General features: G+C 40.5%; 22 protein-coding genes. 11 read left to right on the top strand and 11 right to left on the bottom strand.

The window, feature by feature from the left end; all coding sequences use genetic code 11:
- The 4 genes from ACESQI_RS12745 (at position 1) to ACESQI_RS12730 (ending at position 4,287) form a co-directional block, all read left to right on the top strand.
- A complete protein-coding gene (locus ACESQI_RS12745) occupies positions 1 to 873 on the top strand; it encodes a VIT1/CCC1 transporter family protein (RefSeq protein ID WP_007484807.1) in 873 nt (290 codons plus the stop codon).
- 190 nt (positions 874 to 1,063) lie between these two features.
- Positions 1,064 to 1,654 carry a DUF4251 domain-containing protein gene (locus ACESQI_RS12740; protein WP_002561860.1) on the top strand — a complete coding sequence of 197 codons (591 nt, stop codon included), beginning with the start codon at positions 1,064 to 1,066 and terminating at the stop codon, positions 1,652 to 1,654.
- Positions 1,655 to 2,048: 394 nt separating this feature from the next.
- Positions 2,049 to 3,608, top strand: coding sequence for an ATP-binding protein (locus ACESQI_RS12735; RefSeq protein WP_373126238.1), 1,560 nt, complete (start codon positions 2,049 to 2,051; stop codon positions 3,606 to 3,608).
- Between the two features lie 13 nt (positions 3,609 to 3,621).
- The gene (locus tag ACESQI_RS12730; protein ID WP_122202274.1) at positions 3,622 to 4,287 is read left to right on the top strand and encodes a response regulator transcription factor; all 666 of its coding nucleotides are present in this window, start codon (positions 3,622 to 3,624) and stop codon (positions 4,285 to 4,287) included.
- Positions 4,288 to 4,389: 102 nt separating this feature from the next.
- Here ACESQI_RS12730 and mnmA read toward each other — a convergent pair whose 3' ends face one another.
- Positions 4,390 to 5,457, bottom strand: a complete 1,068-nt coding sequence (gene mnmA / locus ACESQI_RS12725; protein ID WP_122202275.1) for a tRNA 2-thiouridine(34) synthase MnmA — start codon at positions 5,455 to 5,457, stop codon at positions 4,390 to 4,392.
- A gap of 123 nt (positions 5,458 to 5,580) precedes the next feature.
- Here mnmA and ACESQI_RS12720 point away from each other — a divergent pair, with 123 nt between their 5' ends.
- Both ACESQI_RS12720 and ACESQI_RS12715 read left to right on the top strand, forming a co-directional pair.
- Positions 5,581 to 6,990, top strand: coding sequence for a S41 family peptidase (locus ACESQI_RS12720; RefSeq protein ID WP_373126235.1), 1,410 nt, complete (start codon positions 5,581 to 5,583; stop codon positions 6,988 to 6,990).
- A 19-nt stretch (positions 6,991 to 7,009) separates the two neighbouring features.
- The gene (locus ACESQI_RS12715) at positions 7,010 to 7,843 is read left to right on the top strand and encodes a DUF4595 domain-containing protein (RefSeq protein WP_256143157.1); all 834 of its coding nucleotides are present in this window, start codon (positions 7,010 to 7,012) and stop codon (positions 7,841 to 7,843) included.
- 340 nt (positions 7,844 to 8,183) lie between these two features.
- Here ACESQI_RS12715 and ACESQI_RS12710 read toward each other — a convergent pair whose 3' ends face one another.
- Entirely contained in the window at positions 8,184 to 9,020 is an 837-nt protein-coding gene (locus ACESQI_RS12710) for an alpha/beta hydrolase family protein (RefSeq protein WP_002561866.1), read from the bottom strand.
- 30 nt (positions 9,021 to 9,050) lie between these two features.
- Complete coding sequence (locus ACESQI_RS12705; RefSeq protein WP_002561867.1) at positions 9,051 to 9,482, bottom strand: DUF2007 domain-containing protein; 432 nt, start codon at positions 9,480 to 9,482, stop codon at positions 9,051 to 9,053.
- 114 nt (positions 9,483 to 9,596) lie between these two features.
- Between ACESQI_RS12705 and ACESQI_RS12700 the strand changes: the two genes are divergently transcribed.
- From ACESQI_RS12700 to ACESQI_RS12685, 4 genes are all read left to right on the top strand, one after another.
- A complete protein-coding gene (locus tag ACESQI_RS12700; protein ID WP_373126232.1) occupies positions 9,597 to 11,972 on the top strand; it encodes a carboxypeptidase-like regulatory domain-containing protein in 2,376 nt (791 codons plus the stop codon).
- Positions 11,973 to 12,015: 43 nt separating this feature from the next.
- On the top strand, positions 12,016 to 12,810 hold the full coding sequence (locus tag ACESQI_RS12695) for a M48 family metallopeptidase (RefSeq protein ID WP_002561869.1): 795 nt from the start codon (positions 12,016 to 12,018) through the stop codon (positions 12,808 to 12,810).
- Between the two features lie 322 nt (positions 12,811 to 13,132).
- On the top strand, positions 13,133 to 14,419 hold the full coding sequence (locus ACESQI_RS12690) for a hemolysin family protein (protein ID WP_373126230.1): 1,287 nt from the start codon (positions 13,133 to 13,135) through the stop codon (positions 14,417 to 14,419).
- Between the two features lie 41 nt (positions 14,420 to 14,460).
- A complete protein-coding gene (locus ACESQI_RS12685) occupies positions 14,461 to 14,937 on the top strand; it encodes a copper resistance protein NlpE N-terminal domain-containing protein (RefSeq protein ID WP_007484795.1) in 477 nt (158 codons plus the stop codon).
- A 58-nt stretch (positions 14,938 to 14,995) separates the two neighbouring features.
- On the opposite strand, the gene ACESQI_RS12680 is transcribed toward ACESQI_RS12685, so the two are convergent.
- The 8 genes from ACESQI_RS12680 to ACESQI_RS12645 form a co-directional block, all read right to left on the bottom strand.
- Positions 14,996 to 15,214, bottom strand: a complete 219-nt coding sequence (locus ACESQI_RS12680) for a RyR domain-containing protein (protein ID WP_278511506.1) — start codon at positions 15,212 to 15,214, stop codon at positions 14,996 to 14,998.
- Between the two features lie 441 nt (positions 15,215 to 15,655).
- Positions 15,656 to 15,955, bottom strand: a complete 300-nt coding sequence (locus tag ACESQI_RS12675; protein ID WP_263664154.1) for a hypothetical protein — start codon at positions 15,953 to 15,955, stop codon at positions 15,656 to 15,658.
- A 225-nt stretch (positions 15,956 to 16,180) separates the two neighbouring features.
- Positions 16,181 to 17,140: a FimB/Mfa2 family fimbrial subunit gene (locus ACESQI_RS12670; RefSeq protein ID WP_256143152.1), complete on the bottom strand. Its 960-nt coding sequence runs from the start codon at positions 17,138 to 17,140 to the stop codon at positions 16,181 to 16,183.
- 234 nt (positions 17,141 to 17,374) lie between these two features.
- The gene (locus tag ACESQI_RS12665; protein WP_373126227.1) at positions 17,375 to 19,021 is read right to left on the bottom strand and encodes an Mfa1 family fimbria major subunit; all 1,647 of its coding nucleotides are present in this window, start codon (positions 19,019 to 19,021) and stop codon (positions 17,375 to 17,377) included.
- A 38-nt stretch (positions 19,022 to 19,059) separates the two neighbouring features.
- Positions 19,060 to 20,586 carry a DUF3868 domain-containing protein gene (locus tag ACESQI_RS12660; protein ID WP_195350390.1) on the bottom strand — a complete coding sequence of 509 codons (1,527 nt, stop codon included), beginning with the start codon at positions 20,584 to 20,586 and terminating at the stop codon, positions 19,060 to 19,062.
- A 7-nt stretch (positions 20,587 to 20,593) separates the two neighbouring features.
- Positions 20,594 to 21,166 carry a DUF3575 domain-containing protein gene (locus ACESQI_RS12655; protein WP_122202288.1) on the bottom strand — a complete coding sequence of 191 codons (573 nt, stop codon included), beginning with the start codon at positions 21,164 to 21,166 and terminating at the stop codon, positions 20,594 to 20,596.
- A 26-nt stretch (positions 21,167 to 21,192) separates the two neighbouring features.
- Positions 21,193 to 22,923, bottom strand: coding sequence for a hypothetical protein (locus tag ACESQI_RS12650; protein ID WP_234130498.1), 1,731 nt, complete (start codon positions 22,921 to 22,923; stop codon positions 21,193 to 21,195).
- Between the two features lie 15 nt (positions 22,924 to 22,938).
- Positions 22,939 to 25,848: a fimbrial protein gene (locus ACESQI_RS12645; protein WP_373126224.1), complete on the bottom strand. Its 2,910-nt coding sequence runs from the start codon at positions 25,846 to 25,848 to the stop codon at positions 22,939 to 22,941.
- Between the two features lie 496 nt (positions 25,849 to 26,344).
- Between ACESQI_RS12645 and ACESQI_RS12640 the strand changes: the two genes are divergently transcribed.
- Positions 26,345 to 26,668 carry a co-chaperone YbbN gene (locus ACESQI_RS12640; protein WP_122202291.1) on the top strand — a complete coding sequence of 108 codons (324 nt, stop codon included), beginning with the start codon at positions 26,345 to 26,347 and terminating at the stop codon, positions 26,666 to 26,668.
- Positions 26,669 to 27,000 lie beyond the last annotated feature (332 nt).

The raw sequence follows: 27,000 nt of genomic DNA, 5'->3' as shown, positions 1-27,000 counted from the left end.
ATGAATTTAACCTCAAAAGATCTTGAGAAGTTTATTCGTTTCCAGCGAAATGAGTATACTGAAAGTATTGTGTACGACCGACTGGCTTCTATTGAAAAAAACACATCCAACAGCAAGGTACTACGCTTGATCTCTGCCGAAGAGAAAGCCCATTACTATACACTCAAAAAGTATACGAATACCGAAGTGAAGCCCAACCGCTGGCGTATTGCCAAATACTACTGGTTAGCGCGCATCCTGGGTATCACATTTGCCATTAAACTTATGGAATCCAGCGAAAACAGTGCCCATCAGGAGTATGCCCGGTATACTGAATGTGAAGATTTACAGCGTTTGTCACGCGAAGAAGAGATACACGAAGAAAAGCTCATCGGGCTGATAAACGAAGAACGGTTGGAGTATATGGGTTCTGTGGTATTGGGACTAAATGATGCTTTGGTAGAGTTTACCGGAGCATTGGCAGGTTTCACCCTGGCACTGAGTGACCATAAACTGATAGCACTGACAGGAAGTATTACCGGTATTGCTGCTGCACTGTCTATGGCATCATCGGAATACCTGTCTACCAAATCGGAAGGTGATAAGAGCAAACATCCGGCAAAGGCAGCCATCTACACAGGTATTGCCTATATCATTACGGTAGTTGCACTGGTAACTCCTTTCATTTTAATCAGCAATGTACTGATAGCATTGGGAGTAATGTTGGCTATGGCACTTATTATTATAGCATTGTTCAATTATTACTACTCGGTGGCACGTGGTGAAAGTTTCCGAAAACGTTTTATGGAAATGGCCGTACTCAGTTTCAGTGTGGCCGGAATAAGCTTTCTTATAGGGTATGCCCTGAAAACATTCACAGGTATTGATGTGTGAATTAATCAGGAGTCAAGTGGCAAGGTTATCCACTTCTTAACTACTAATGAAGTGATAACCACTAAACTACTTGCCACTGATAGACAAACTTAACTACTTCATAAAATTGTGAAACGTTCATGAACAATCTTTGCTATATGTTGTTTTTGCAATAACGAACAACGTTATTAAACCTAAACAAAAAAAAGTTATGAAAAAGTTTATTGCATTATTAGCATTAGTATTGGTAAGTGCATCTACCATGATGTATGCACAGGAATCAGAAAGAGCCGTACGTCGCGCCGATCGTAAAGCACAAAGAGACGCAGAAAGAGCAAGACTGAAAGCAGAAGAACAAGTAGCCGACGCAGTAGCTTATCAGCAGGCTGTACAAGCACTGAAAAACAAACAGTTCGTGCTCGAAGCTGATCAGGTGATCTTCCGTAACGGACAGAGTGCTTTTGTATCAACGACTACAAACTTTGTGATGATGAATGGTCAGAAATCTACTGTACAGGTTGCTTTCAATACTCCATACCCCGGTCCTAACGGAATTGGTGGTGTAACAGTAGACGGTAACGCATCGGATATGAAAATTACAACGGACAAAAAAGGTAATGTTAACTGTTCATTCAGTGTACAGGGTATCGGAATTTCAGCTCAGATATTCATTTCACTGACCAATGGAGGTAATAATGCCACTGTTACTGTAAACCCGAACTTCAACAACAATACAATTACACTGAGCGGTAATATTGTACCATTGGATCAGTCAGACGTATTCAAAGGACGTTCCTGGTAAGAAGATGATGTAACATAAAGTTATAGAGTAATAATACTATAGGGTGATAATGGATCGTTTCTATTTATCACCCTATTCTGTTTTATTAAAATCTGTGTAATTTAAGCTATCTGTATTCATTAAATGAAGAGAGATTGCAAAAGTGTACAATCATATTATGCATAAGTGTACAACCTTGCACTACAAGAATGTACACTTTAGTTATACAAGAGTGTACACTTTTATAAGTATTGATTATCAGCATATTACCTTAACCCATTTACTATTTACAAACACAGATTATCAATAAACCAATTTTGTATGCTTACTATTGTATTTTAAATTTAGCCCAAGCAGGAAATGGTTTATGGAAATAATGAGTATCTTTGAATGGTCAATAAATAAAAAAATAACCATGAACAGTGTATTGCGTAAACTCCCTATCGGGATACAGACTTTTGAAGATATTCGTAGAGATGATTACCTATATGTAGATAAGACTGCTTTTGTGTGGAGAATAGCGAATACAGGAAAGCCCTATTTTCTGAGCCGCCCCCGCCGCTTTGGTAAAAGCTTGTTGCTTTCTACCTTTGAGTCTTACTTCAAAGGGAAAAAGGAATTGTTTGAAGGGCTTGCTATTGAACAAATAGAGACAGAATGGAAACAATACCCGGTACTTCATCTGGACTTAAATGCCAAAAAATATGAAACACCCGACGATTTAATTGCTATACTCAACCAACATTTGGAGAAATGGGAATGCCTGTATGGTAATGAGAAAAAAGATCGTAGCCCCGAAGAACGATTTGGTTATGTCATTAGTCGTGCCAGTGAGCAAACGGGATGTGGTGTAGTGGTACTCGTAGACGAATATGACAAACCTTTGCTACAAGCATTGGACAATATGTCTTTGCTGGATAATTATCGCCAGACGCTAAAAGCCTTTTATGGTGTATTAAAAAGTTACGACCGCTATTTGCGTTTTGTTTTCCTCACCGGAGTGACGAAGTTTGCACAAGTAAGTGTATTCAGTGATCTGAACCAGCTAAATGATATTAGTATGAAGCCTCAGTATGCTACAGTATGTGGTATTACTAAGCAAGAATTAATCGATACTTTTACTCCGGAACTACAGAAACTGGCAGAAACGAATCAGTTGACTCCAGAAGAGACACTTCATAAGATGAAAGCTTTGTATGATGGCTATCATTTCTGCGAGTTTACAGAAGGAGTATTCAATCCATTTAGCGTTCTCAACGTTTTTGACGGATATAAATTTAGTAATTACTGGTTTCAGACAGGTACTCCGACCTTCCTTGTGGAACTGTTGCAAAGAAGTGAGTACGATCTGCGTACATTGATTGACGGAGTAGAGGCCTCCGCCTCTTCATTTACAGAATACAGAGTGGATGCTAATAATCCGATTCCATTGATTTACCAGAGCGGCTATCTGACGATAAAAGACTATGATAAAGAATTTGGGAACTATCTATTGGAATTTCCGAATGATGAGGTACGATATGGCTTCATCAATTTCTTAGTACCCTTTTACACCTCTATGGCAAACAATGACCAAAGTTTCTACATCGGAAAATTTATCCAGGAGTTACGTGCAGGTGATTATAACTCCTTCCTCACCCGCCTGCAAGCCTTCTTTGCTGATTTCCCTTATGAATTGAACGATAAAACCGAGCGTCATTACCAAGTAGTGTTCTACCTTGTCTTTAAACTAATGGGCCAGTTTACTGATGTTGAAATACGCAGTGCACGCGGACGGGCAGACGCTGTAGTAAAAACTCCCAAATTCATCTATGTTTTTGAATTCAAGCTCAATGGCACAGCCGAAGAAGCCTTACAGCAAATAGATGATAAAGGATATCTGATTCCATACCAGGCAGACGGACGTGAACTGATAAAAATAGGTGTAGAGTTTAGTGCTACCGAAAGAAATATGAGCCGATGGCTACCTTTATAAAAAGGAATGAAGTATGAGAGAGTATATCATTGCAGATAATCAAGACATTACCAAAGCAGGAATGATGTTTCTGCTCAGCAAGCAGAAAGATGTATCTTTACTACTGACAGCAGATAATAAAGCAGAATTAATCAGAGAATTACGTCTGCATCCACAGGCCGTAGTAATTCTGGATTATACCTTATTTGATTTTGCCGGAGCAGATGAATTGATTGTACTCCGCGAACGTTTCAAAGAGGTAGATTGGTTATTGTTCTCTGATGAATTAAGTATCGGTTTCCTTCGTCAGATACTGTTTAGCAGCATGGCATTCGGTGTCGTGATGAAGGATAATTCTAAAGAAGAAATACTCACTGCCCTGCAATGTGCTTCGCGCAAAGAACGTTTCATCTGCAATCATGTCAGCAATCTGTTACTTTCGGGTAATAACCAGCAACCCACTTCCGGTACTCACACACAGGAAGATCATCTGCTGACAACTACAGAAAAAAACATCCTTAAAGAAATAGCGTCAGGTAAAACAACCAAAGAGATTGCAACCGAAAAGAACCTGAGTTTTCATACCATCAATAGTCACCGTAAGAATATATTCCGGAAACTCGGCGTAAACAATGTACATGAAGCAACCAAATATGCAATGCGGGCGGGAATTGTGGATTTGGCGGAATACTATATTTAATTAATGGAAAATGGAAAATTGAAAGTTGAAAATTGAAAGTTACTATGCAGCGTGATAGTGGCGTAGCTAACTTTCAATTTTCAACTTTCAATTTTCCATTAATTAAATAATTTCACCACTCCCGATACATACTTCAGCCAACTCATCATACACCACCCCAAATTGTCCGGGAGCAATACCTTGCAGCTTTTCGGAAGAAAGGATACGATAACGATCCTCTTCCCTGAAAAGCTTTCCTTTAATAAACTCCGGAGTATGGCGTATTTTGAAAGTAATATCCACTCCTTCGGCTTCACTCTCCCGCCATGGATTATCGGTTATATAATGAAAATCACCTAAAGAAAACTCATTCCCAAATTGTGTCTCCACTCCATAGCCATGAGACACATAAACAATGTTATCCTGTATATCTTTCTTTATCACAAACCAGGGACCTCCACTCAAGCCCAGCCCCTTGCGTTGCCCAATGGTATGAAACCAATACCCTCGGTGAGTACCAATCTTTTTACCTGTTTCCAATTCTATAACAGCTCCCTCCTTCTCTCCGAGAAAGCGACGCACAAAATCATTGTAATTTATCTTTCCCAAAAAGCAAATACCCTGGCTATCTTTCCGACGGGCACTGGGAAGCCCGGCTTTCAGAGCTATCTCCCGAACTTCATTTTTCATCAGATGCCCAATGGGAAACATCAACTTAGACACTTGCAGGTAATCTATTTGTGCAAGAAAATCGGTCTGGTCTTTTACCGGATCTTTGGCTGTACCCAGCCAGGTTTTACCATCCCTTTGCAAGGTTGTAGCGTAATGCCCGGTAGCGGTAAAATCAAAATCTTTGCCTACGCGCTGCTCAAAGCAACCAAACTTAATCAGTTTATTGCACATCACATCCGGATTGGGAGTCTGTCCTTTCTTTATTTTATCAATGGCATAGGCTGCCACATTATCCCAATACTCGCGATGCAGATCTACTATTATTAAAGGCAAACCATACTTGCGGGCAGTAACAGTGGCAAGTTCAATATCCTCCTCGGCAGAACAATCCATATACTCTGCACCGTCCATACCTATCTTAATATAAAAAAGAGTCGGCTTGTAACCCTGCTCACAAAGAAGGTGTACAACCACCGAACTGTCTACACCACCGGATAATAAAGCTGCTATATTCTTCATACGTGCAAAGATAGGTACGAAAACATTTACAGGCTATCACACATTAAAGGCATTTTTATACCACAAATGTGGTAGATAAGCGAAGTATTTCCTACATTTGCAGTTTATAAAGATGATAAAGATATGAAGATAAGAAACATACTGTTCACCCCTACCCTGTTCATAGTAATGATGTCTGCCCTGTTCTCATGTGGAGTAGACCGCTGGCCGGAATATGCAGCCGAAACAGAACTGGATACTTGGATAGACAGCGTGATGCGCCAAGAGTATCTTTGGTACGAAGAAATACCAACAGTGACTCCCAACAAATATTTCCTTGCGCCCGCGCAATTCTTAAAAGAATTAATTTATACTACTCTCGATAAGAATTATTCCTACATAGACACATTGAACAAAGTGGAGTTACCCAATTATGGATTTGACTATACACTGATAAAAAATTCAAATGTAGATACGCTCTATAACGCATTAGTTACGAATGTTCTTCCCGGATCTCCGGCTGCAGATGCCAAACTGCAACGTGGTGAATGGATTATAAAAGTAGACGATAAACATATCACCAAAAAGAATGAGACCCAGCTCCTGCAATCGGGCAATGCTTTGAAACTCACTTTGGGTAAGTATGAATTACAAAAAGACAGCGAGACTAAAAAGGATAAAGGAGTAGTGGTAGAAACCAGAACCATAAACATGGGAGCCGAACGAATGGTAGAAGACGACCCGATTCCTGTCTACAGAATAATGACCAGTGCTACAGGGGTAACAGTAGGCTATATGGTCTACAACCACTTCACAGCAGGCACTGCTACTGAGAAAGATAAATACAATAATAAACTTCGCGAAATATCTCACGTATTTGCCAGTGCAGGGGTAACCAAAGTAGTGCTCGACCTGCGTTATAATACCGGAGGCTCATTGGAATGTGCCCAGTTATTAGCTTCTTTACTGGCCCCAAAGGAGGCGGTAGGTCATATTTTTGCCGAACTAAAGCATAACAACAAACAGTCCTACAAAGACTTTAGCCTGCTTTTCGACCCGGATTTAATAGGTAGTGGCGTAAATATGAACATTGAAGGAGGATATATACTGACCAGTAGCACTACTACCGGAGTTGCAGGAACATTCTACGACTGTTTGTATCCGGTTGCCAATTGGGAGATTCTCGGTGCAGCCTTACCTTCCACAGGAGTAGCAACAGAAAGTTTTATTAATCCGAAGCATGGTTGGTCATTGAATCCGGTGGTATGCAATGTTTATAATATTGCCGGAGAATCGCATGGTGGAGTTAGTTTCCCAGCTAAGTATACTGTGGATGAAACTTCCCTAACGAATCTGGTCACTTTCTTGCCTTTAGGAGATAAAGAAGAGACATTATTCAGTATGGCCCTTGGTATTATTGACGGCACTTACCCTCCTAAAGAAGAAGAGAAACCGGACGAAGGAACAACGGAAGAAAAGCCCGAAATCCGTACGCTTAAACATGTATATCACTCACAAGGCTACAGGGTAAAAGGAGGAATAAAACTAAAATGAAATCAGAACCCAATAATCCATGAAACAAACACGACTCTACTTGTCTATATTGTTTCTCCTATCTTTAGTAGCTGCCTGCAATAAAGACGAAGAAGAGACTGAAAACAGAACAAAACTTCTCACTGTAACGGAAACCACTGGCAGTGGTTCAGAAAAAGTAACCACGAAACAAGAATTTGCCTTTAACAACGAACTCTTGCAGAAACACACCACCACACAAACCTATACAGACCTGTGGTTGGAAGCAAAATACACACACACTATAGCTACACAACTTAGTTATGAACCCGGAAAAGTAATCATTACAGATGAAGCAGGAAATGAATCAATCTATATTATGGATGATAAAGGACGCGCTACGAACTGTACCCGTAACGAACCCGGGGGAAATATCCGTACCTATACATTTAATTATTCTACCTCGGAAGACGGTATTCTCACCGGAATTAAAGAAAACATCAATGGAAAACCATATTCTGAGATCACAATTACATTCCTACAGGAGGGAACAATCAACATCTCAGAAAGTAGCAATAATTATCAGAATACATTTATCGCCAGTACGAATAGTGCTTATCCCGGTATCTCCAATACAATAAGCCGGCTTCCCTGGTTGTTTTTAGCAGAACGTTATCCGCTATCTCTTCACACAGAAGCTTTATACGCCAATATTCTCGGAGCACCTCTTCCTATACTTCCGGGACGTTTGGACATAGAGGGTAGCGACGAAATCACAACGTACAGCTATAATGCAGACAAGAATGGATACATTATTGACTGTGCAGGAAGAACAAGCGTATCATCCGGTCGTAGTTGGAGCCGCTACGTTCAATATGCATATACATCTTATTAGAATTCTTGTCAAGAGCCGATTTATTGATTCTTAACTAAAAAGCAGTTATTTCTCAACAAAATACCCATTACGTCACAACACAGTATGAAATGCATCGCAACATACTATGATATGCATCATAACATAGTATGTCATGAACCGCAACATACCGGAAAAATCACATCAATATCGGGAAAAACCATATCAGCACAACCCTACTCACACCCTTTGAGAGGCGTATATAAAAAAAGAAAGGAGAAAGCAGCCACTTCCTCCTTTATATGCAATCTAACTGAATCTACTTTATGATTATGCTTACAAAGATAACGCATTGCAAAGCAAAAGTCAAGCTTTTCAGTGATTATTTCTTCCCTGCCGGCAGTTGTTTCTTAAAGAATTTGCTAAAGAAGAGAATCTGATAATCAATAGAATTATTCCAATATTGCCCGTTGTGTCCTCCCGGACGAGTGATAAAGTCATGATCAATCTTCAACTCCAACAGACGCTTGTGCAAATTCTTATTCACATCTAAAAAGAAATCGGCTTCTCCACAATCTATTATCATTGCCAAATCATCCTTCCGTAGCTTATCAACCTGATTGATAACCGTATGTTGATCCCACACTTCCTTATTCGTTTCCATTTCACCCAATTGTTCGGGCATCATCCAGTTCTTTGGAAAAGGACGAATATCCACTCCGCCACTGGTACTTCCGGCAGCACCAAATACATCCGTATGGCGGATTGCATTCCAAAGTGCACCGTGTCCACCCATACTAAGTCCGGTAATGGCCCGTCCACGAGGTGCGGCTACTGTCTTATAATGCCCGTCTATATACTTGATCAGCTCTGAGGAGATAAATGTTTCATAACGAACGTCTTTATTCTTCGGACTATCCCAATACCAAGTGTTCTTGCCATCGGGACAAACGAAAATAATCCCTTTTTCATCGGCAATCTGCGGAAGCTCCGGTTTCGTGTTAATCCATGTCTTGGCATTGCCACCAAAACCATGAAGCAGATAAACCACCGGACACGCTACGGCTTTCTTTCCCAAAGCAACGTCGGGTGTGACTACCACTACTTGTACCTCTTTATTCATAGAAGGACTTTGCACCATCACCGTGTCTACCTGTGCTGCATAAAACGGAAGTGCCAGTAACAGCAGGCAGGCAAACAATAAACTTTTTCTTTTCATCGTATTAAAATTTCTGTATTTAAATTGAAGTTATGATTCCTCATCTTGTTTATATGTAGCCGAAACAGGCCTCTCAAAAAAGGCCTTACACTGCCTGCATTCATACGTCCAATGATTGTCTCCGGGAGGAGTGGCAGCCAACAAAGAGAAAACAACGGCACAAGCCGCTTTCATATATCCATCCTTTCGTAACTTAAATGTAATATCCGCCGAACCGCAAAACGGACAATATTTCAACTCTTCAGGAAGACTCTGATTGTCACGCAATACCTGAAGAGCATGATCATAATCATCTTCATTGACAAATATATCAACACCGGAGATATTGCTTACATAACTCTTCAGCAACGACGAAAAATTCTCATTATGCAACAACGAATCTATTCCCTCGTTCTCCAAAGCTCCCTGCAAGATATGTGCTTGCATGGCATCATTGCATGTAATTAACCGGACTGTCTTCATAATTATACCCGACTTTAATAGTTAAGAGGAAACAAAAATACCAGATAAAAACAAGAAGCAAACTATTTTTTATATAATTTTGCATTTCAATCAGAAAAAAACAAACCCGAGCTAATGAAAAAGCGATTCCTATTTATCTTGTTCTGTTTCTGCCTTCTCGCTACAATAACAGCACAACCAGTTCACCAAATTAAGGGAACGGTCATTGATAAAACCAGTCGTAAACCGTTGGAATTTATCAATGTATTAATTACAGGAACAGGTATGGGAAGCGTAACAGATTCCATCGGGCATTTTACCATCGAAGAGGTCCCTCCCGGTATCTATCGTTTGCAGGCATCTGCCGTAGGATATAAGACCACACTAACTTCCGAATATATCCTTTCTACAAGAAACCTCAACATTGATATAGAGATAGAAGAAAACCCGACCGAACTGGAGGGTGTCACTATTACCGCCTCTCCCTTCCGACGTGACCTGGAAAGTCCGGTAGGACTACGTATTATCGGATTGCAGGAGATAGAGAAAAGTCCGGGAGCCAATCGTGACATCTCGCGTGTAGTGCAGTCGTATCCCGGTGTAGCCTTTTCACCTGCCGGATACCGCAACGATCTCATTGTACGGGGTGGTTCGCCCTCCGAAAACCGTTTCTATCTGGATGGAGTTGAGATACCGAACATCAATCATTTCAGTACTCAAGGTGCTTCGGGTGGTCCTGTAGGCATTATCAATGCCGATTTTATCAGGGAAGTAAATTTCTATACGGGAGCTTTTCCTGCCGACCGGGGTAATTCACTCAGTTCGGTGCTCGATTTCAAACTCCGCGACGGAGATATGGAACGGAACTCTCTGAAAGCTACCCTCGGTGCTTCGGAAGTATCGCTTGCCTCCAACGGACATCTGGGCAATAAGACTTCTTACCTGGTTTCCGTCCGTCAGTCCTATCTGCAATTCTTATTCGATATGTTAGGATTGCCTCTCCTCCCAACTTTTACGGATGCACAATTTAAACTAAAAACTCGCTTTGATGAACGCAATGAGTTGACAGTATTAGGTCTTGCCGGCATTGACAACATGAAACTTAACACCAGTCTGGAAGGCGAGAAAGCAGAATATATATTAAGTTATCTCCCCAAAATACAACAGGAAACATTCACGTTGGGAGCTGTCTATCGCCACTATGCAGGAGCACACGTACAGTCAGTGGTTATCAGTCATAGCTATTTGAACAACCGTAATACCAAATATCTACACAATGACGAATCCACGGAAGAGAATCTTACCCTCCGGCTTCGTTCTGTAGAGCAGGAGACAAAATTAAGATTAGAGAATAGTTCTACTTTTGGAGCATGGAAAGTGAATTTGGGCCTGAACCTGGACTACAGTCAGTATACCAATACCAGTTTTCAGCGTGTTTACATCCAGAAAGGAGAAACATTCGACTATCACACGGCACTGGGGCTTGTACGTTGGGGAATATTCGGAACAATGAGTTACGCATCACCCGATGAACGATTTACCGCATCGTTAGGCGTACGTACGGATGCCAACAATTATTCGTCACGCATGAACAAGCTTTCGGAGCAACTTTCTCCTCGCTTGTCTCTCTCCTACCGCCTTATAGACGGGTTATATGCCAGTGGTAGTGCCGGATTATACTACCAGTTGCCTCCTTACACCGGCCTTGGCTTCAAAGGTAACAGCGGAGAATTGATAAATAAACGGCTTCGCTATATGAGCGTCAGTCAGGGTAGCTTAGGGCTAAGCTGGCAAACAAGTAGTAATTTTGAGCTATCCGCCGAAGGATTCTATAAAGAATATGACCGTATCCCCTACTCCGTATCAGACGGTATCCCACTTGCTTGTAAAGGCAATGATTATGGAGTGATAGGCAACGAAGAATTGACTTCGGCCGCACAGGGTCGCTCATATGGTGTAGAAGTATTATTGAGATGGCTCATTGCCAAAAAGTTAAATTTAGCCTCCTCTTTCACACTCTTCAAGAGTGAATACCGAAACAATAAAGAAAGCGAATACATCGCCTCAGCATGGGACAACCGCTACATCTTCAATCTGAGTGGAACATACAACTTCCCACACCACTGGAGTTTTGGAATGAAAGTAAGCTGTATCGGAGGTGCCCCCTATACACCTTATGATACGGATAAATCTTCTTTAGTCACTGCATGGAATGCACAAGGCAGGCCCTACTATGATTACAGTAAATATAATACGGGGCGTTTACCGGCTTTCGGACAGATAGATGTACGGGTAGATAAAACATTCTACCTCAAACGTTGTATGTTAGGATTCTACATCGATCTGCAAAATGTAACGAAGAGTACTTTCAAACAACCGGATATATATATGAGTACCGGAGTTATTGAAAACCTGTCAGCCCCCATAACCGAACAACGTTACAAAATGAAATATATCGAACAGAAAAGCGGTACATTGATGCCTACGCTTGGCATTACATTTGAATATTAACACGAAAATCAACTATATTATTAATCAAAAACCAGAAAATTATATGAAAAAAAGATTTGTATTAATGGCTGCACTGATCTGTGGAGTAAGTTTTAGTGCTTCGGCTCAGTTTAAGATCGGAGGAAAAAAAATCAATGTAGGCAAAGTTGTACAGGCCGGAACCGATGCCGTAAAAGCCATCACCCTGTCGGATGCTGACGTAGCCGCTATGAGTAAGGAATATATGCAATGGATGGATACCCACAACCCACTGACTGCACCAGATAGTGAATACGGCAAAAGGCTTGAAAAACTGGTAGGCAATATAAAAGAGGTAGACGGACTGAAAGTAAATTTCGGCGTTTATGAAGTAATAGATGTAAATGCATTTGCCTGTGGTGACGGTAGCGTACGTATCTGTGCCGGATTGATGGACCTGATGACAGATGACGAAGTAATGTCTGTAATAGGTCATGAAATAGGACACGTCATCCATACTGACTCTAAAGATGCTATGAAAAATGCCTATTTACGTTCGGCAGCTAAGAATGCTGCGGGTGCCGCCAGTGAAACGGTAGCCAAAATGACAGATTCCGATTTGGGTGCACTTGCCGAATCATTGGCAGGAGCACAATTCTCACAAAAACAGGAGAATGAGGCCGATGATTATGGTTTTGAATTCTGTATCAAAAACAACATTGATCCGTATGCTATGCACAATGCTTTGAGCAAGTTACTCAAACTTTCGGAGGATGCACCTAAGTCTTCCAAATTCCGTCAGTTATTCTCTTCACATCCCGAAACAGAGAAAAGAGTGGCACGTATGAAGGCCAAAGCTGATGAATATACTAAGAAATAAAAGTAAGTAATCGTTCTAAATTATATGATATTATTATTGAAACGCAGATTATCGCAGATTCACGCAAAGAATATCATCGCTCAAGTATAGCGCAGCCATTTAATCTGCGAAAATTTGCGATCATTTGCGTTTCAATAAAACGCTGTCATAGTATGAACTAAATTTGAAATACTACTTAAAAAGAGTAGTCGTAGAGACTACTCTTTTTGTTTAATTAGATGAATCCTCCGTAAACGTTAAATATTCATTAATATCCATTCCATATCTAAACTAATTCAATAGATTCTTGTAATTTTCGGGACAGAAATCATTCATATATTATATGGAATTTATAATTATTATTCTTTTACTTCTCTTAAATGGCGTCTTCGCCATGTACGAAATCGCCTTAGTATCTTCAAGTAAAGCACGTCTCGAAACTCTTGCCGGAAAAGGAAACAAATCTGCGCGTGGAGTTTTGAAACAATTGGAAGAACCCGAAAAGTTTCTTTCTACTATCCAGATCGGTATTACATTAATCGGTATTGTATCGGGTGCCTTCGGTGGTGTAGCTATCGCCGATGACGTAGCACCACTCTTCGCTATGATTCCGGGAGCAGAACCTTATGCTAAAAACCTGGCAATGATTACTACCGTAGCTGTCATCACTTATCTTTCATTGATTGTCGGCGAGCTGGTACCCAAATCTATCGCTCTGAGTAATCCGGAACGATATGCAACGATGTTAAGCCCCATCATGATTTTACTCACCAAAATCTCTTACCCTTTTGTATGGTTGCTGAGTATTTCAACCCGCCTTCTCAACAAGCTCATCGGACTGAAAAGCGAAGAACGCATGATGACACAAGAAGAGCTTAAAATGATTCTTCACCAAAGCTCCGAACAGGGTGTGATTGATAAAGATGAAACAGAAATGTTGAAAGATGTGTTTCGCTTCTCGGATAAACGGGCCAATGAACTAATGACACATCGCCGTGACATTGTTGTATTGTCTGCCAATGAAACAAAAGAAGAAGTATTGCGAATTATTGATAATGAGCATTTCAGCAAATATCTGCTGGTGAACGAAAATAAAGATGACATTGTAGGCGTTGTTTCGGTAAAAGACATCATACTGATGATAGGAAGTCATCAGGAGTTCGACTTGTGTAAAATAGCCCGCCCGGCACTGTTCATCCCCGAAAGTTTGTATGCTAAAAAAGTTTTAGAGCTATTCAAGAAGAACAAAAACAAGTTCGCAGTTGTTGTTAACGAGTATGGCAGCACAGAGGGTATTATAACCCTGCATGACCTCACCGAGAGTATCTTTGGAGACATTCTTGAAGAAGATGATACGGAAGAAGAAGAGATTGTGCGGAGACAGGATGGTTCTATGCTGGTAGAAGCCTCGATGAATATAGGTGATTTTATGGAAGAAATGGGTATCCTCTCTTATGACGATATAGACTCGGAAGACTTCACCACTTTAGGCGGACTGGCAATGTTCCTCATAGGACGTATCCCGAAAGCAGGAGATACCTTCGCTTATAAAAATCTGTTGTTTGAAGTAGTAGATATGGACCGCGGACGAGTTGATAAGCTGCTTGTCATACGAAAAGAAGAAGAGTAATTAAGCAACTCACTTTTTATATTAACTTAAAGCACTTAACAATGAAAAAAGTAATTATGTTGGCAGCCGTCGTAGCTGCTTTGGCATCATGCCAATCAAAAGCAAACAAAGCCGCAGAGGCTGAAGCAGACAGTCTTGCCATTGAGGCAATGTCACCCACAGTAGAAGCAACCGAAGTTTATGAAGGTACCCTTCCTGCTGCTGACGGTCCGGGTATTCGCTACGTATTGACCCTGAATATGCTTGCCGATGCCAATGATACTACCTACACACTGGATATGACTTATCTGGATGCAGAAGGCCAGGGCAAAGATAAAACATTCAGTTCAAAAGGTAAACCACAGATGATTCAGAAAACGGTTAAAAACAAAAAGAAAGCCGCTCTGAAACTAACCCCAAGTGACGGTAGCGAACCTGTATACTTCGTTATTGCCAATGATACGACTCTGACATTATCAAACGATAGTCTGCAAGAAGCTGTCAGCGATTTAAACTATGACATCGTAAGAGTAAAATAAAAGAAAGAAACCAATGAAAAAAAATGCTCTATGGATATATATTCATGGAGCATTTCTTTTAACTTCGCTCAATCTCATAGCCTTCCATTTGTACCAGTTTTGGCAAAGCATCTATCACTCGTTGATCATTCATCAGAACCTCTTTCGACAGTTCACAATAGGGGCGGATATGCGGATGTATTTTATATACCGAATCTCTTACTTCACCTGCCTTGTATCCGGCAATTGTACGTTCGGTATTCCAGCGTAGGTGCTCTGTCTGCATAAACCGTTTCATACACTCTTCAGAAAGGGAGAGTTTAAACTCTTTATACACTTTGGAAGTACTCAATAATCCAATCTGGGGCCAGAGACCTCCACAGATGATCCGGTCTATTCCCTGGAGACGATGTGTATTTTTGTTTCTTCATAATAACAGATTTTTTATTTTTATTGACACTTCCTGTATCAATAAAAAACCGTTAATATGAAAGAAATATCGCCTTTATATTACACCAAACAGGCAGACAGCAAAAATGGATATGGCCGATATATAAAACAGACTCTGCCATAACTACATAGAATGATTCGGAAGATAAAAAAGGGGAATGACATACCCCCTCCACAGAGCCTGTAAAGCCTGCTTACAGACTACGCCTTGCTTCCACGCAGACCACGCCTTGCCTCCATGGAGATTACGCCTTGCCTGCAAGCAGGCAACGCAGTTCCTGTTAACAGATTAATTTTCTTCTAAAGGAAGTTCGGTGCCCAGCACCATTATATCGTCTCCCAACAAGGTGCAGTAGGCTGGTAAGTTATAACGATCCATTTGCTCAAAATTGATAGTAGCATAACGAAGACGTATTTCTGCATCGGAGAATATCTCTTCATCGGGTAACAACAGAGGAGCAAGCGACAGCAGATTCAGTGCCGACTGCTCATAAGCTACCCAATGCCCGTGCTGCGGGCTATAATGTAGATAGATACGGTTGGTATTGGATGCTTCTTGCATCAGAATTTTTTCAAGTTTTGAATTCATTATTATTTTCCTCAGTTGGTTTTGATTATTAATATTCTTTTAATTGTTTTGTAAAAAAGCCCCTATTACACATCTACACTTAGAGGAAATAGGGGCACACACAAACAAAACAAACAATATAATATACCCCGCGATTCACATCGAAGAAGTATAAGTGCCTTTAAGAGAATACTATATACATTCTCTTTATCTTTTTATTCAATATGTCAGCCTATACCCTTTTTATCAAAAATCGTCTTCATCCTGAAAGCGATACGTCCAGCCATTGATATTGATCTGTACGGCCAGCCACGATTCAGAAAAGAAAAAGGATATCTTATATTCATCTTCACGGTCCAGATACTCCTGCGCATTAGGAAAGCTCCCTTCCATAGCAGACATTTTCAAATAATTGGTCAGATTGATATTGAACACTTTCCGTCCCGTAGCTTTCTCCGTCACGATAAAGCGGGTGGGACGATCTGCCATAAACCGCATTGTATTGAGTTCAACCGCTACAAGTGAAAGATCATTCTGTTCCATATGGTAGGGGCGGAAACTCAGAACATCATCATCCAGCAAAGAGTTATCGTAATTCAGATAACCATTTGATTCGATAATTTCATAATCATAATCATTCATGTTCAAGGCCCAGTCGTCATCCGAATATCCCTGAAACAGGAACCTTACCTTATTCGTGTCTTTTATGAGATTTATCAACTCCGTCTGGTTACGGGTACCTGTGAACTCCACATCGATAATCTCACCATACCACAACGGTTCGAGCTTCCGGCTCATAATGAGAGATTCTTCACGTTTCAGTTGCAATTTCAAATCCGTAAGGGTAGAGACTCCTGCCGTCAGTGAAGTTATGTCGTATGAATCACGTGCTCCTGCCCATGCCATAAGCTGATACTTTCCCACAGGCAGTTCTACAGCCATGCGGTAATAACCGGTTCCAAGTGAAGCGCCTTCCTCTGCCTGCCTGAACATGAATTTACCTTCTTCATCAAATACATAAAGCTCCACTTTATCTACTTGCGTATGGAATGCATCGGCAAAAAGCATATTATAATCATACTTGAACTTAACGAATAAACGGCACTCCGGGAGATCTTCGTTAAAGCTATCGCATGAGGTCATCATCCAGGAACAGGCAACAAGAAGTCCCAGGGCAATGTAATGTATAAGGCTTTTCAGATTCATAGTTTCTATTTTTCTAATTTAATCATATATAGAGTGGAAAAGAAACGGGTTCTTTTCTCGTTATTTCCAATTTTGGGGATAGAACCCAAACAACTGTTCTATCAAGCTATAATATCCCGGAATTTTTATAGAAGAGCTACCGGAAACTTCCTAAAGTTGAAAGTAAGGTTGTGGGAGCATACTTATCTCCCACAACACTTAAATAAAGAATTAAATAAAACTACTAATCTGAAATTAGAATTCTACTTCCTGAACATACCATGTCCATGGATTAACATCAATCAGAATAGACATACGGAGATCATCATCTTCATCCGGATCTATTGTTACAGGAGGAATGGTAGGATATCCAGGATCATTGAATTTAGTGACACTAATATCGTAAACAGAATTACGAACTACACCAAACTCACCCAATTCATTGGTAGCTAAACTGGTATCATCATGCTTGATCATCGCTTTATAGAAGCTATAACCTCCCTTATAATAAGTAAGAACATCTACCGTTTTGGCTCTGTCATCTTCATTCAATATATCGGTTTTCTTATCCACGAAAGCTTGTTTAAGAGTTGCAATAGCGGCAGCGTCAGCTGTAGCAGGAAGAGATACAGCAGTCAGACTTATTCCTTCCAGATATTTGTTGAACGCAGTAGTCAAAGGTGTAGTGATTACAGTAGGATCCGGATGATTATTAAGATACTTATACTTCAGTTCTCTTTCAATCCAGTCCATCAATGTAGTAAAGGTATAAAAACCACCATCAATCAACATCCAGTCACCATTGGTTTCCTGAGTAGTAGTAGTTGTACCATCTGCTTTCTTATACTCTTTAGGCATATATTTAGCTTTCACCAATATCTGCGTTGTATTATCATGCGTATTACCAGCCTGATTCTGAGTATTTTCAAGACAATATTCACTTTCGCCTGTTGTATGCCAGGGAATCGGATTAGCTACTTCATCATGAGTTTCATCATATACATTGTAAGCACCTGCATGATTCCCATCATAATTAGGGTCTATTCTATAAGAACCTTTCTTATATTGGTCAAACGGAGCACGGAAACCTCCTGAAGGAACATTCTGTTGTTCCAGCCATGTCGGAGTTCTCTCAGAGAGAGGATAATAACTCTTGTTCGTTGTATTCAATACCCATTTTGCTTCGGATATATCTGCCTTAGAACTTGTTTGCGTAATAGTAACACGAACTTTTGCTACAACACGGTCAATATTGATAGTCAATGGATTGGCCTTTGCTCCGGCATCTGTTTTATAAAGAGTCAGAGGTTTCGGATCACCCAAAGCACCCAAACCGGCAGTAACATCAGCAGCAGTAATCGAAGGTTCCAGTTCTCCCTTAGCATTCGTCATCATAAACCCATTGGTTGAAGAAATGCTGGCCGCTGTATTTGTCAGAGCAGCATTAACAACGGAATACGCTGTGTTGGTAGACCAGTTTTCTTTGACAGCATCATTCTGGAAGGTTGGAGAAGGATTGGCTACAATCAAAATACGTTTAGAGGTTCCCGGCACTTTAAATGCAGTACCCGCACTTCCTGTAGGTTGTCCGGTGGCATCCACACCTGCCTGGGCTGATGTCAATAATATATCAGCTGTCACTTTCGGATCAGCATCATCCGTAAAGAAAATAGCTCTTACTTTCTTCAATTCCGATTCAACGGCAGTTCCATTCTGATAATCCGGATTATTCAAGCCACGAGACTGAGACGGAGTTATAATCCCCACAGCTACCCATGCATCCCCCTTGGGATCGGTTGCTACATCATAATCGATATCTTCTATCGGTACGATGTCTTCATTACTACATGCTACAAATGCCAAAGATGCAAGTGCCAGCATAAAAAGATTCTTCTTTTTCATTGTTTACAATTAACTTAAAGTGTTTATAACTAAAATATTTATCTCTTTTGTTTTTGGTTTTTATTCTCAATTTCAGCTGCATTCGCTTTTTTCGTAGCCAGTTCCTCCAAATTGTGTCCGGCAGCTTCCAGACCCGATTCGGCAGCGGCTTTCAAATACTTCTCCGCATCGTCATACTCTCCTTTTAATAACATTAATACACCCATAGCATTTGTATATTCCGGTAAATGCTTTTTAGAATTTACCATACCTAAATAACGCTCTGCAGAAATCAGGTCATTGCGTGAAAGAGCTGCAGCAGCGGCGTTCATGTTAGCCACCTCATCTTCAGGATACATCCTGACAGCGGTCTCAAATACATCAATAAACTCTTGCGAACCTGCCGGATAAGTGTTGGCCACCAGGAACATTTCGTTCAGGCTCAGGTTCTGAGGACGTTTCTTTATCACCTCCCGTGCCTCGTCTACATCGAAGTTCTTGATATCATAATTCACTTTACAAATAGCAACACGCAGGCTCGGGAATATATTTTTCAACATATAACGGTAAGGTACACCTCCGCGAAGCTTCATCAACTTAGATTCTCTTCCCTGTTCAAGAGAAGTATATTCAATGATGTCCAGTATCTCATCTTTATACTCTATATCGATGGTATCAAGTGCATTCACCAGTCCTTCCCAGTTTTCACCGCCAAAGATGATGTGATACTGATTCCGGGCAAAATCATACCGGGTTGCCAGATAATCACGCAATGCCATGGCACGTCCTTCAGACAGGCGTTTGTTGTTCGCCAATGATCCTTCGGGCGAAGCATAACCAATAATATCCAGTCTGTTTACCTTGATACTCGGATCGGCCTTCAGATCGTCAATCATCGTACGAATCTTAGCCAACTCTTTAGGGTTGTTCATGTATTCGGGACGAATATTTACCTTATTCACCTCAAAGTCCAGGAAACATTCTGCCTGTATATCACGCCGCTTTACTTCTTCGGCCACCGGTTGTAAATAAGCCAGGTAAGGTGCCACAACATACGGGAATAGTATGCGCTCTAATGTAACCTTATCAATCAGTGGCTCTACACTCATCAAGGTCGATTCACCACAGCCACACTCATCACGCTGTAAAACCAGTTTAGCATCTTCCATCCACGCTTCATAAGGTAATATATATCTATATTGAATGGTGTCATTTTTTCTTTTGCTACCTTTTCTCACAACATAAGGATACTCATAGTTTTTGCTCTCTTTAGCACTCATCACCGCAAGCCGACGTTCGTAGGCCTTATATTCGTTACCTCCTTTGATAGATACTATCGGAAGATTATACGTACGTTCCGGAGCAACCAGCTGCGGAATAAAATCGACTCCCCGGGCTGTCTTAACCTTCACATTATTCATGATAAAGTCAATATCTATATGAAGAAAATCACCCCGTTGTTCCAGCTGCATCGGTTTCACTGACACAACGCCCTCATAAGAGCGGTCCTGAGCCATAGCCAGATTCATATTCTGACATAAAACAGCTAATACAAATACGATGAATTGTAAATTCCTTTTCATCATTCTCTTTTTATTTTATTACGTAAATAAGTGACAGACTCGCTTTGGTAGGCCCGAAATAGTTCTTACTCGTATCCTTTATTTTAGTACCACACTCTGCACAAGGGTATTTTTCATACACAATACGCGCATATCCTACTCCGACAGATGCTTCTAAACTCCAGCGTTTTTTCAGGATCCACGAATGCCCTACGGAGATACCTCCACCGTACAGGTGGCCTTGATATCGGTTGTTCTGCATATTCTCACTGATAAACGACCAGTCGGGAAATCCTCCTACATTGAAATCAGCGTAATGACCATGTACTCCTATAAATGTACGTCTGAAGCTTTCGCAAAACCAGTAACGGACTTCCGGCTGAACTCCCCAATGCCGGAGCCTGGCCCCATCATTAAATTTCCACGGATTATAATTGAATGGTACGTCGAGCGTCCACTTGCGTGCCAGGCCAACCTCCAGACCAAGATTCAGGGTAGTAGTAGCATCATAAAGCAGATTACTTTTGACGGCAACTTTCTGCGCTTTGCTGTTTACCGCAAAAGTGCAAAGTATGACTAATATGAGTATGAATACTTTCTTCATTTATCAAGTTTTTATTTTTTCTGTTATCAAGATCCTTGTTGATATAAAAATACTTTGATTCGCCTCGGCATATCTTCATTATCATCCTGAGGTTCACTCGGATTTTGTATCGTTGTAAGATAGATCACCTGGTTTCTTGCAGAAGAAGTGGAAGCCACGTTTATATCAATTACTCCGTCTTCTACCAAAATACTATTCGGATCGGCACTAACCACACCATATTTGTTTTTCATTGTAATCCACGGTACATTGGCTGAATTATCCACTTTTGCTGTAAGAAGATAATATTCAAAATCATAAGTACTGGAATTCTCCGTGTAATAGTTTATAACTGCTCCTGCAGCCGGAATAATAGGTTTTCTCACAATACTGACTGTCTGCTCGATATTACCAAGCTTTATGTTAATACTTGAGTTATCATCACTACCGGCAGGAAGCTTTACTATCACATTCATTGTGACCAGAGGAGCCAGATTCGTAGCAGAAGGAATTCTTGCAGGCGACGGCGAAACAATCGTCATCCCACCACTCGCTACCTTCAGATAATTGCTTCCATTCGAGAATTGATCTGCATAAGTACAATTCGTTGTTAATGTAAAAGCAACATACTGATTTCCAGAACTCACCGTATTATCATAAATGATACAAAGCCGATTGCTTACAGCAAGAAAATATTCACTATTGGCCTTAATTTCATAAGAAGATATATCTGTTATCGTAACTTCATATTTTAAATTCATATTATTAGGCTTCGACAACATGGCATCACCATAAGTGGCAAACCCCGGAGAGTTGGCAGATACGATCGTAAACTCATATTCATGATTACGCTTTATATCCATATAGTTGAGACCACCATCAGCTATAGCCATCTTATAATAATATTGAACTCCTTTATAAGATGCACGTATGATCATATAAGCATAAGCACTGCTGTTCGCCTCTGCTTCATATACATATATAGGATCGGCCACATTAGTAGTTGCAGAAACTAAATCTTCATTCGTATTACTCCTAATATAACTCAGCATATTCGCCGCCGTTTCCAAATTGCCGGAAAGATTATGCAATACCGTATTTTTATTCAGATTATGTACCGAATGTATCCCCCATAAGGTGAAGTCTGCAGCATTACTCTTAACAACGATCTTGGCTACCGCACGCGTCAACTCCAACGGAACATCATCGGTACCTATTTTCGTATTTAAATTAATCCCCCCGATAGCTTTGTACAGATAGCTCATTGGCAACGTTTTTCCCACGAATGGAGGTTCACTTACAGTGTTTAATGGTATAGCTGACATCTGAGATGTCACATCAGTAAGCCTCTGCCCCGTGAACAGGCTTTTGAAATTAGCAACCGAAAAGTCATAAGGCGTATTACCTCTATAGAACTTCTCTTGCGGATTGGCTAATATCAAAATCCAGGATGTAACACTCTGTGGCTTAAGCAAAACATAACTTTTGTTACCAACATTAATGTTCGCTTGTGCTGCTTCTGCAAATACAGCATTATCAGCTATGCCATCACCGGCATCAGTGAATACAAGTACCCAGGGATCTTTGGATACTACGTCTTCCAGTGCTTCCGCTCTGGACACAGGAGTATCGTATGATCTTAGTCTTGTAAACAGCTCGATGCTGACCTGGCCGACTTCCTCCTTGGGTTCTGCCGGATCAATCTCCTTCTCCAGTACGCATGAAACCATACAGAAAAGTAGCCAGAAGAGCATATATATCTTAATTTGTAATCTCATTCTTCACTCATTAATTCATTCATTCTTCACACACCGTAGAGAAAATCCATTCTTAAACGAAGTACTAATAGGTGCCGTTTCCATATAGCTTAGTTCCATGTTCCATACGGAGCTCCAATCAATATGGGTTGTACCTTTATCTTCAGGAATATCAGCAGCTGACGCTGTCATATAAAATCCAGCACTCGGATGTTCCAACATACCAGCCCCATCTGCTCCTTTCACGCCATAGTTCCGCCTACCCGCAGCAGGGAAAAACAAGGACTTACTACCATTAAAGAAAAGACATCCCCAATATGCGGCATCCGCACTATTTATCGTAACTCCAAATTGCACATTATTACCAGGAAGAAAATTCTGTTCTATTGGGTGCCTGTCAAAATACCCATCTGCATAAAACCCGAATGTCATATTCTCGGGAAGAGGTACAGGAGCATAATACGAAGGCGATGTCGGCTGACCATCAGACGTACGGTTCGAATTATAATCCGGATGATTCGGATTATACAATTCATTTCCATCACCCGTCATCGGATTCGCAAAAATGGATGCTCTCCATTCCGACGCATTCGCATCCGCCTGTGAACTGTTATGCGATGCCACCGATCCTCCGGATATGCTTCCGTCATTCGGTCGGTGATAACCATTAGGGCAGATTTCATAATCAGTACTATAACTTTCAGACGCGTTTCCATTATCCCATATCAAGTACTGGTAATTTTTATAATAGCTCCATCCCCAACCTGTAAAATTAACCGCGTTCATATCAGGACGCGGATTCAATGCCCTATAACCAAAACTGTCATAGCTTGCATCCGTTTCCGTTCCACCGGAATAATTACCATATGATCCCGGTTTCAATCTTGCCCATTGGAAATGGGCTCCTGCTTTCGTCGGAAAATCTACTTCCGAAGCATTTCCTCTATTCACAACAATGCTAAAAGGACTTGTTGCAGGGGCAGTCAAGAAACTGCTATGAGTCATATTGTAAACAGCAAATGCTCTCGATCCTGATCGTCCGGTATATAAATAATCCGGTTGTTCGCCTTGCCTTAAGTAGAGGGTTGCTATTACAGGATCCCCCCATCCCCATAAGTAATATTTCAATTTTACTGTTGCGTATCTTGGAGTATTCGTAGTATTTGTTCCCGTCAATCCAATACGGAAATAAATACGTCCTTTACCTGTTACACTTTTACCATCCTCCCCTTTTTGGGAATTGGGTGTTACCAGGAAATCTTCGGCATATCCAGGATTAGCCGTTCCGACATTAGGATCTAAACTGGGTGTTGTACTCAAAATAACCATTTTATTGGGGTCATCGTCCACCCATGCACTCCAATCCGCAATTGTCTCAGCATCTGTTCCCGCCCTGGCATGTTGTCCCATGATAATACGTTCTCCACGCTGATTGTTCTTCCAAAAGGCACCAGCATAGCCCGTAGCACCATTTGACGGTTCCACTGCCGGATGATAAAATTGAAGACGTTTACCGTTTTGTATTATCTTAACTGTAATTTCCCTTTGTAAAGCATTACTGCCATCTTCATTCTCAGCCGACAACGTAAGTTTATATGTACCACTCACATTTCTGGCCAAACTGACATAATCATTAACTCCAACTCCCCAGTATTCTTTTTCAACCCATCCGTCAGCCAATAAGTCCATATATCCCGTACCTGTTCTTTGCCCATTTTCGTATTTAACTGTATACATGAACCGCTCGGGAGCAGTACTCCCGTCCGAAGTACGTTGAGATGCCAGACTATTGAAAATACGGTTGGTTTCCACCATCTTACCAGCATCTACATCGTATGCTTCGGGCAGTACTTTGACTACAGGCATGTTTGACCAAAATGAAATCCGGCTACCGTTAAAGTCAGTTATCGATGCATCCACATGCGAAACTCTTAATATACGCTGATTATCTATGTTCCAATTATTATCTACATCTACCCATTTGGAAGCTTTTATATTCATTTCCAACGGTTCCTTAATAATACCGTGCAAATCCAGCATTGTATTACCAGGTAAACTGTAGTTCACCGGATTAGAAGCTATCTGTAGTTCACAAAAAGGACTATAGTGACTCCCCATATCCACTGTAAGAATTACTGCCTTCGTTTTGTCACCTACTGTACTTAATTCCTTAGCAGGCAAAATAATTCTACTTATCCTCTTCGCCCAGACTCTTCCACTGGTTGGAGTCTCGTCTGAGAAATAACTTCCATCATCATCTTTAGATAAAGTACGGGTATTGTTCTGTCCAACCACACCTTGATAATTGGAAGTAAGAGGTACTACATCCGGAATATTCTCAAATACAAGTCCAGAGAAAATGTCCTCCAGATCATCTTCCGACTCTAATACCACATCAATCCGTACTGCCAATCTTTCAAGAGCCAATTGCAGTGGATTCACTGTTGTATTATCACTTAATACAGCACCTTGTCCACCCGACAGGACTTTTACACCTTTAATCTCCTGTATCATCGGAATAATCTGTTCGGACGAGAAAAAATATTCCGGATATGCAATCTCATCCAGATCCGTATATTTCGTGATTCCATTCAATTCATTTATGATAAGCTCGTGGGGCGGTTCATTAGCAAGAAAAACAAAATTATAATCGCCGGCATCAATAGAGTGCTTTATAACATCTCCATTTTCAGCAGTATAACGTTTGTTAGATACACACTTTCCGGTAGATTGTTCAAATGCCAAAACACGAAGTGATTTAACGATGTAGTCATCTGGAACAGTTCCCGGGTTGGTTGCAGCCCGCGTCATTGTTCCTCCAATCATTATATATGAATTATCGCTTGTTTTATTATCAGCGAAAGTATCATCAAAACAAGATGAAAACATCATCAATAATAAAAAATAGAGCAAGCCTTTAATATATATGTTTCCACTTTTCTTCATTTCCTATCAAACTTTCTTTTCTTAGTTTAGTGTATGCATCCGCCAAATAGCGATGCATTTAAAGGAAGTTTCTTTGCGTTCTTTATGTATCACGCGGTACGGAAACTTACCTGATCTTCACATTACAAAGATCGTGATATTGTAGGAAATGCGGAATTGTATTCATTTCTAATATAGTCAATTAAGCCCCCATACTACCAATAAAAAGGAGAGTAAAAGTCAGCGAAGTTGCTAAATATAAAAAAAAAAGGTTAGACAAGAAAGGTTTTGCACAAATCGCATAAACAAAATAACAAAGTTTCGATATTAGAAAATGATATAACTTTTAAAAGTAAAATTAATTATATAGAATAACAAGTATTTAAACAAACACTCATATAAAAGATAATATGAGAAGTAATTAAGCCCTAATCTATGTTTATTCTCACTCCTCCCGCAAACATTTTTTCTTTCTTTATTGTTGGAACAACAATTAATCATTTAAAACTTTATCGATATGAAAGAAAAGAAGGAAGCCCGTGAAGAACGGAACAAAGAAAAGTTAACTCACGGCGATTGGATAATGGCCGAATTTTATGCCCACTGGCAACCTGAAAACAAGAGAATGCATCCTGTTATAGAAGAGTTTAAAAAATTAATGGAAGGGACTCTTGAGGTAGTACAAATTGACATCGATCAAGAGCGTGCTCTTGCAGAACTGTATACCATTGAAAATACTCCCACCTATATATTAATGAGAAAGGGCGAACAACTGTGGAGACAATCCGGAGAATTAAGTCTGGAAAGACTGGAACGAGCAGTAAAAGAATTCAAACCCTGACACAGGTATTGCTGATATAGACCACAGTCAAAAGCAATTCGAACAACAGAGTGTACAAATAAGAAATGAGCTTAACCGATTATAGTGAAAAAACCTCAACAAATCAGAATTAAAGCTACATTATTCTATTATTCAAAAAAAACAAACTCCCTGTAAAGTAATGCTTTACAGGGAGTTTCATGTTTTTTACTTCTTCAGCGGAGAGACAGGCTCTTGAACCTATACTTTCAAGAAATATCATAAAATTGCAAATCACTGATAATCATATACTATCCAAAGTATAGGGTAAATCTAAATCTTTCTAAATGCCTTTTGCTATTCCGAATATTGGG

Origin of the sequence: Bacteroides sp. HPS0048, from assembly GCF_964240755.1 — a bacterium.
Lineage (GTDB): Bacteria > Bacteroidota > Bacteroidia > Bacteroidales > Bacteroidaceae > Bacteroides > Bacteroides nordii.
This window is presented reverse-complemented; position numbering and strand designations above follow the sequence as displayed.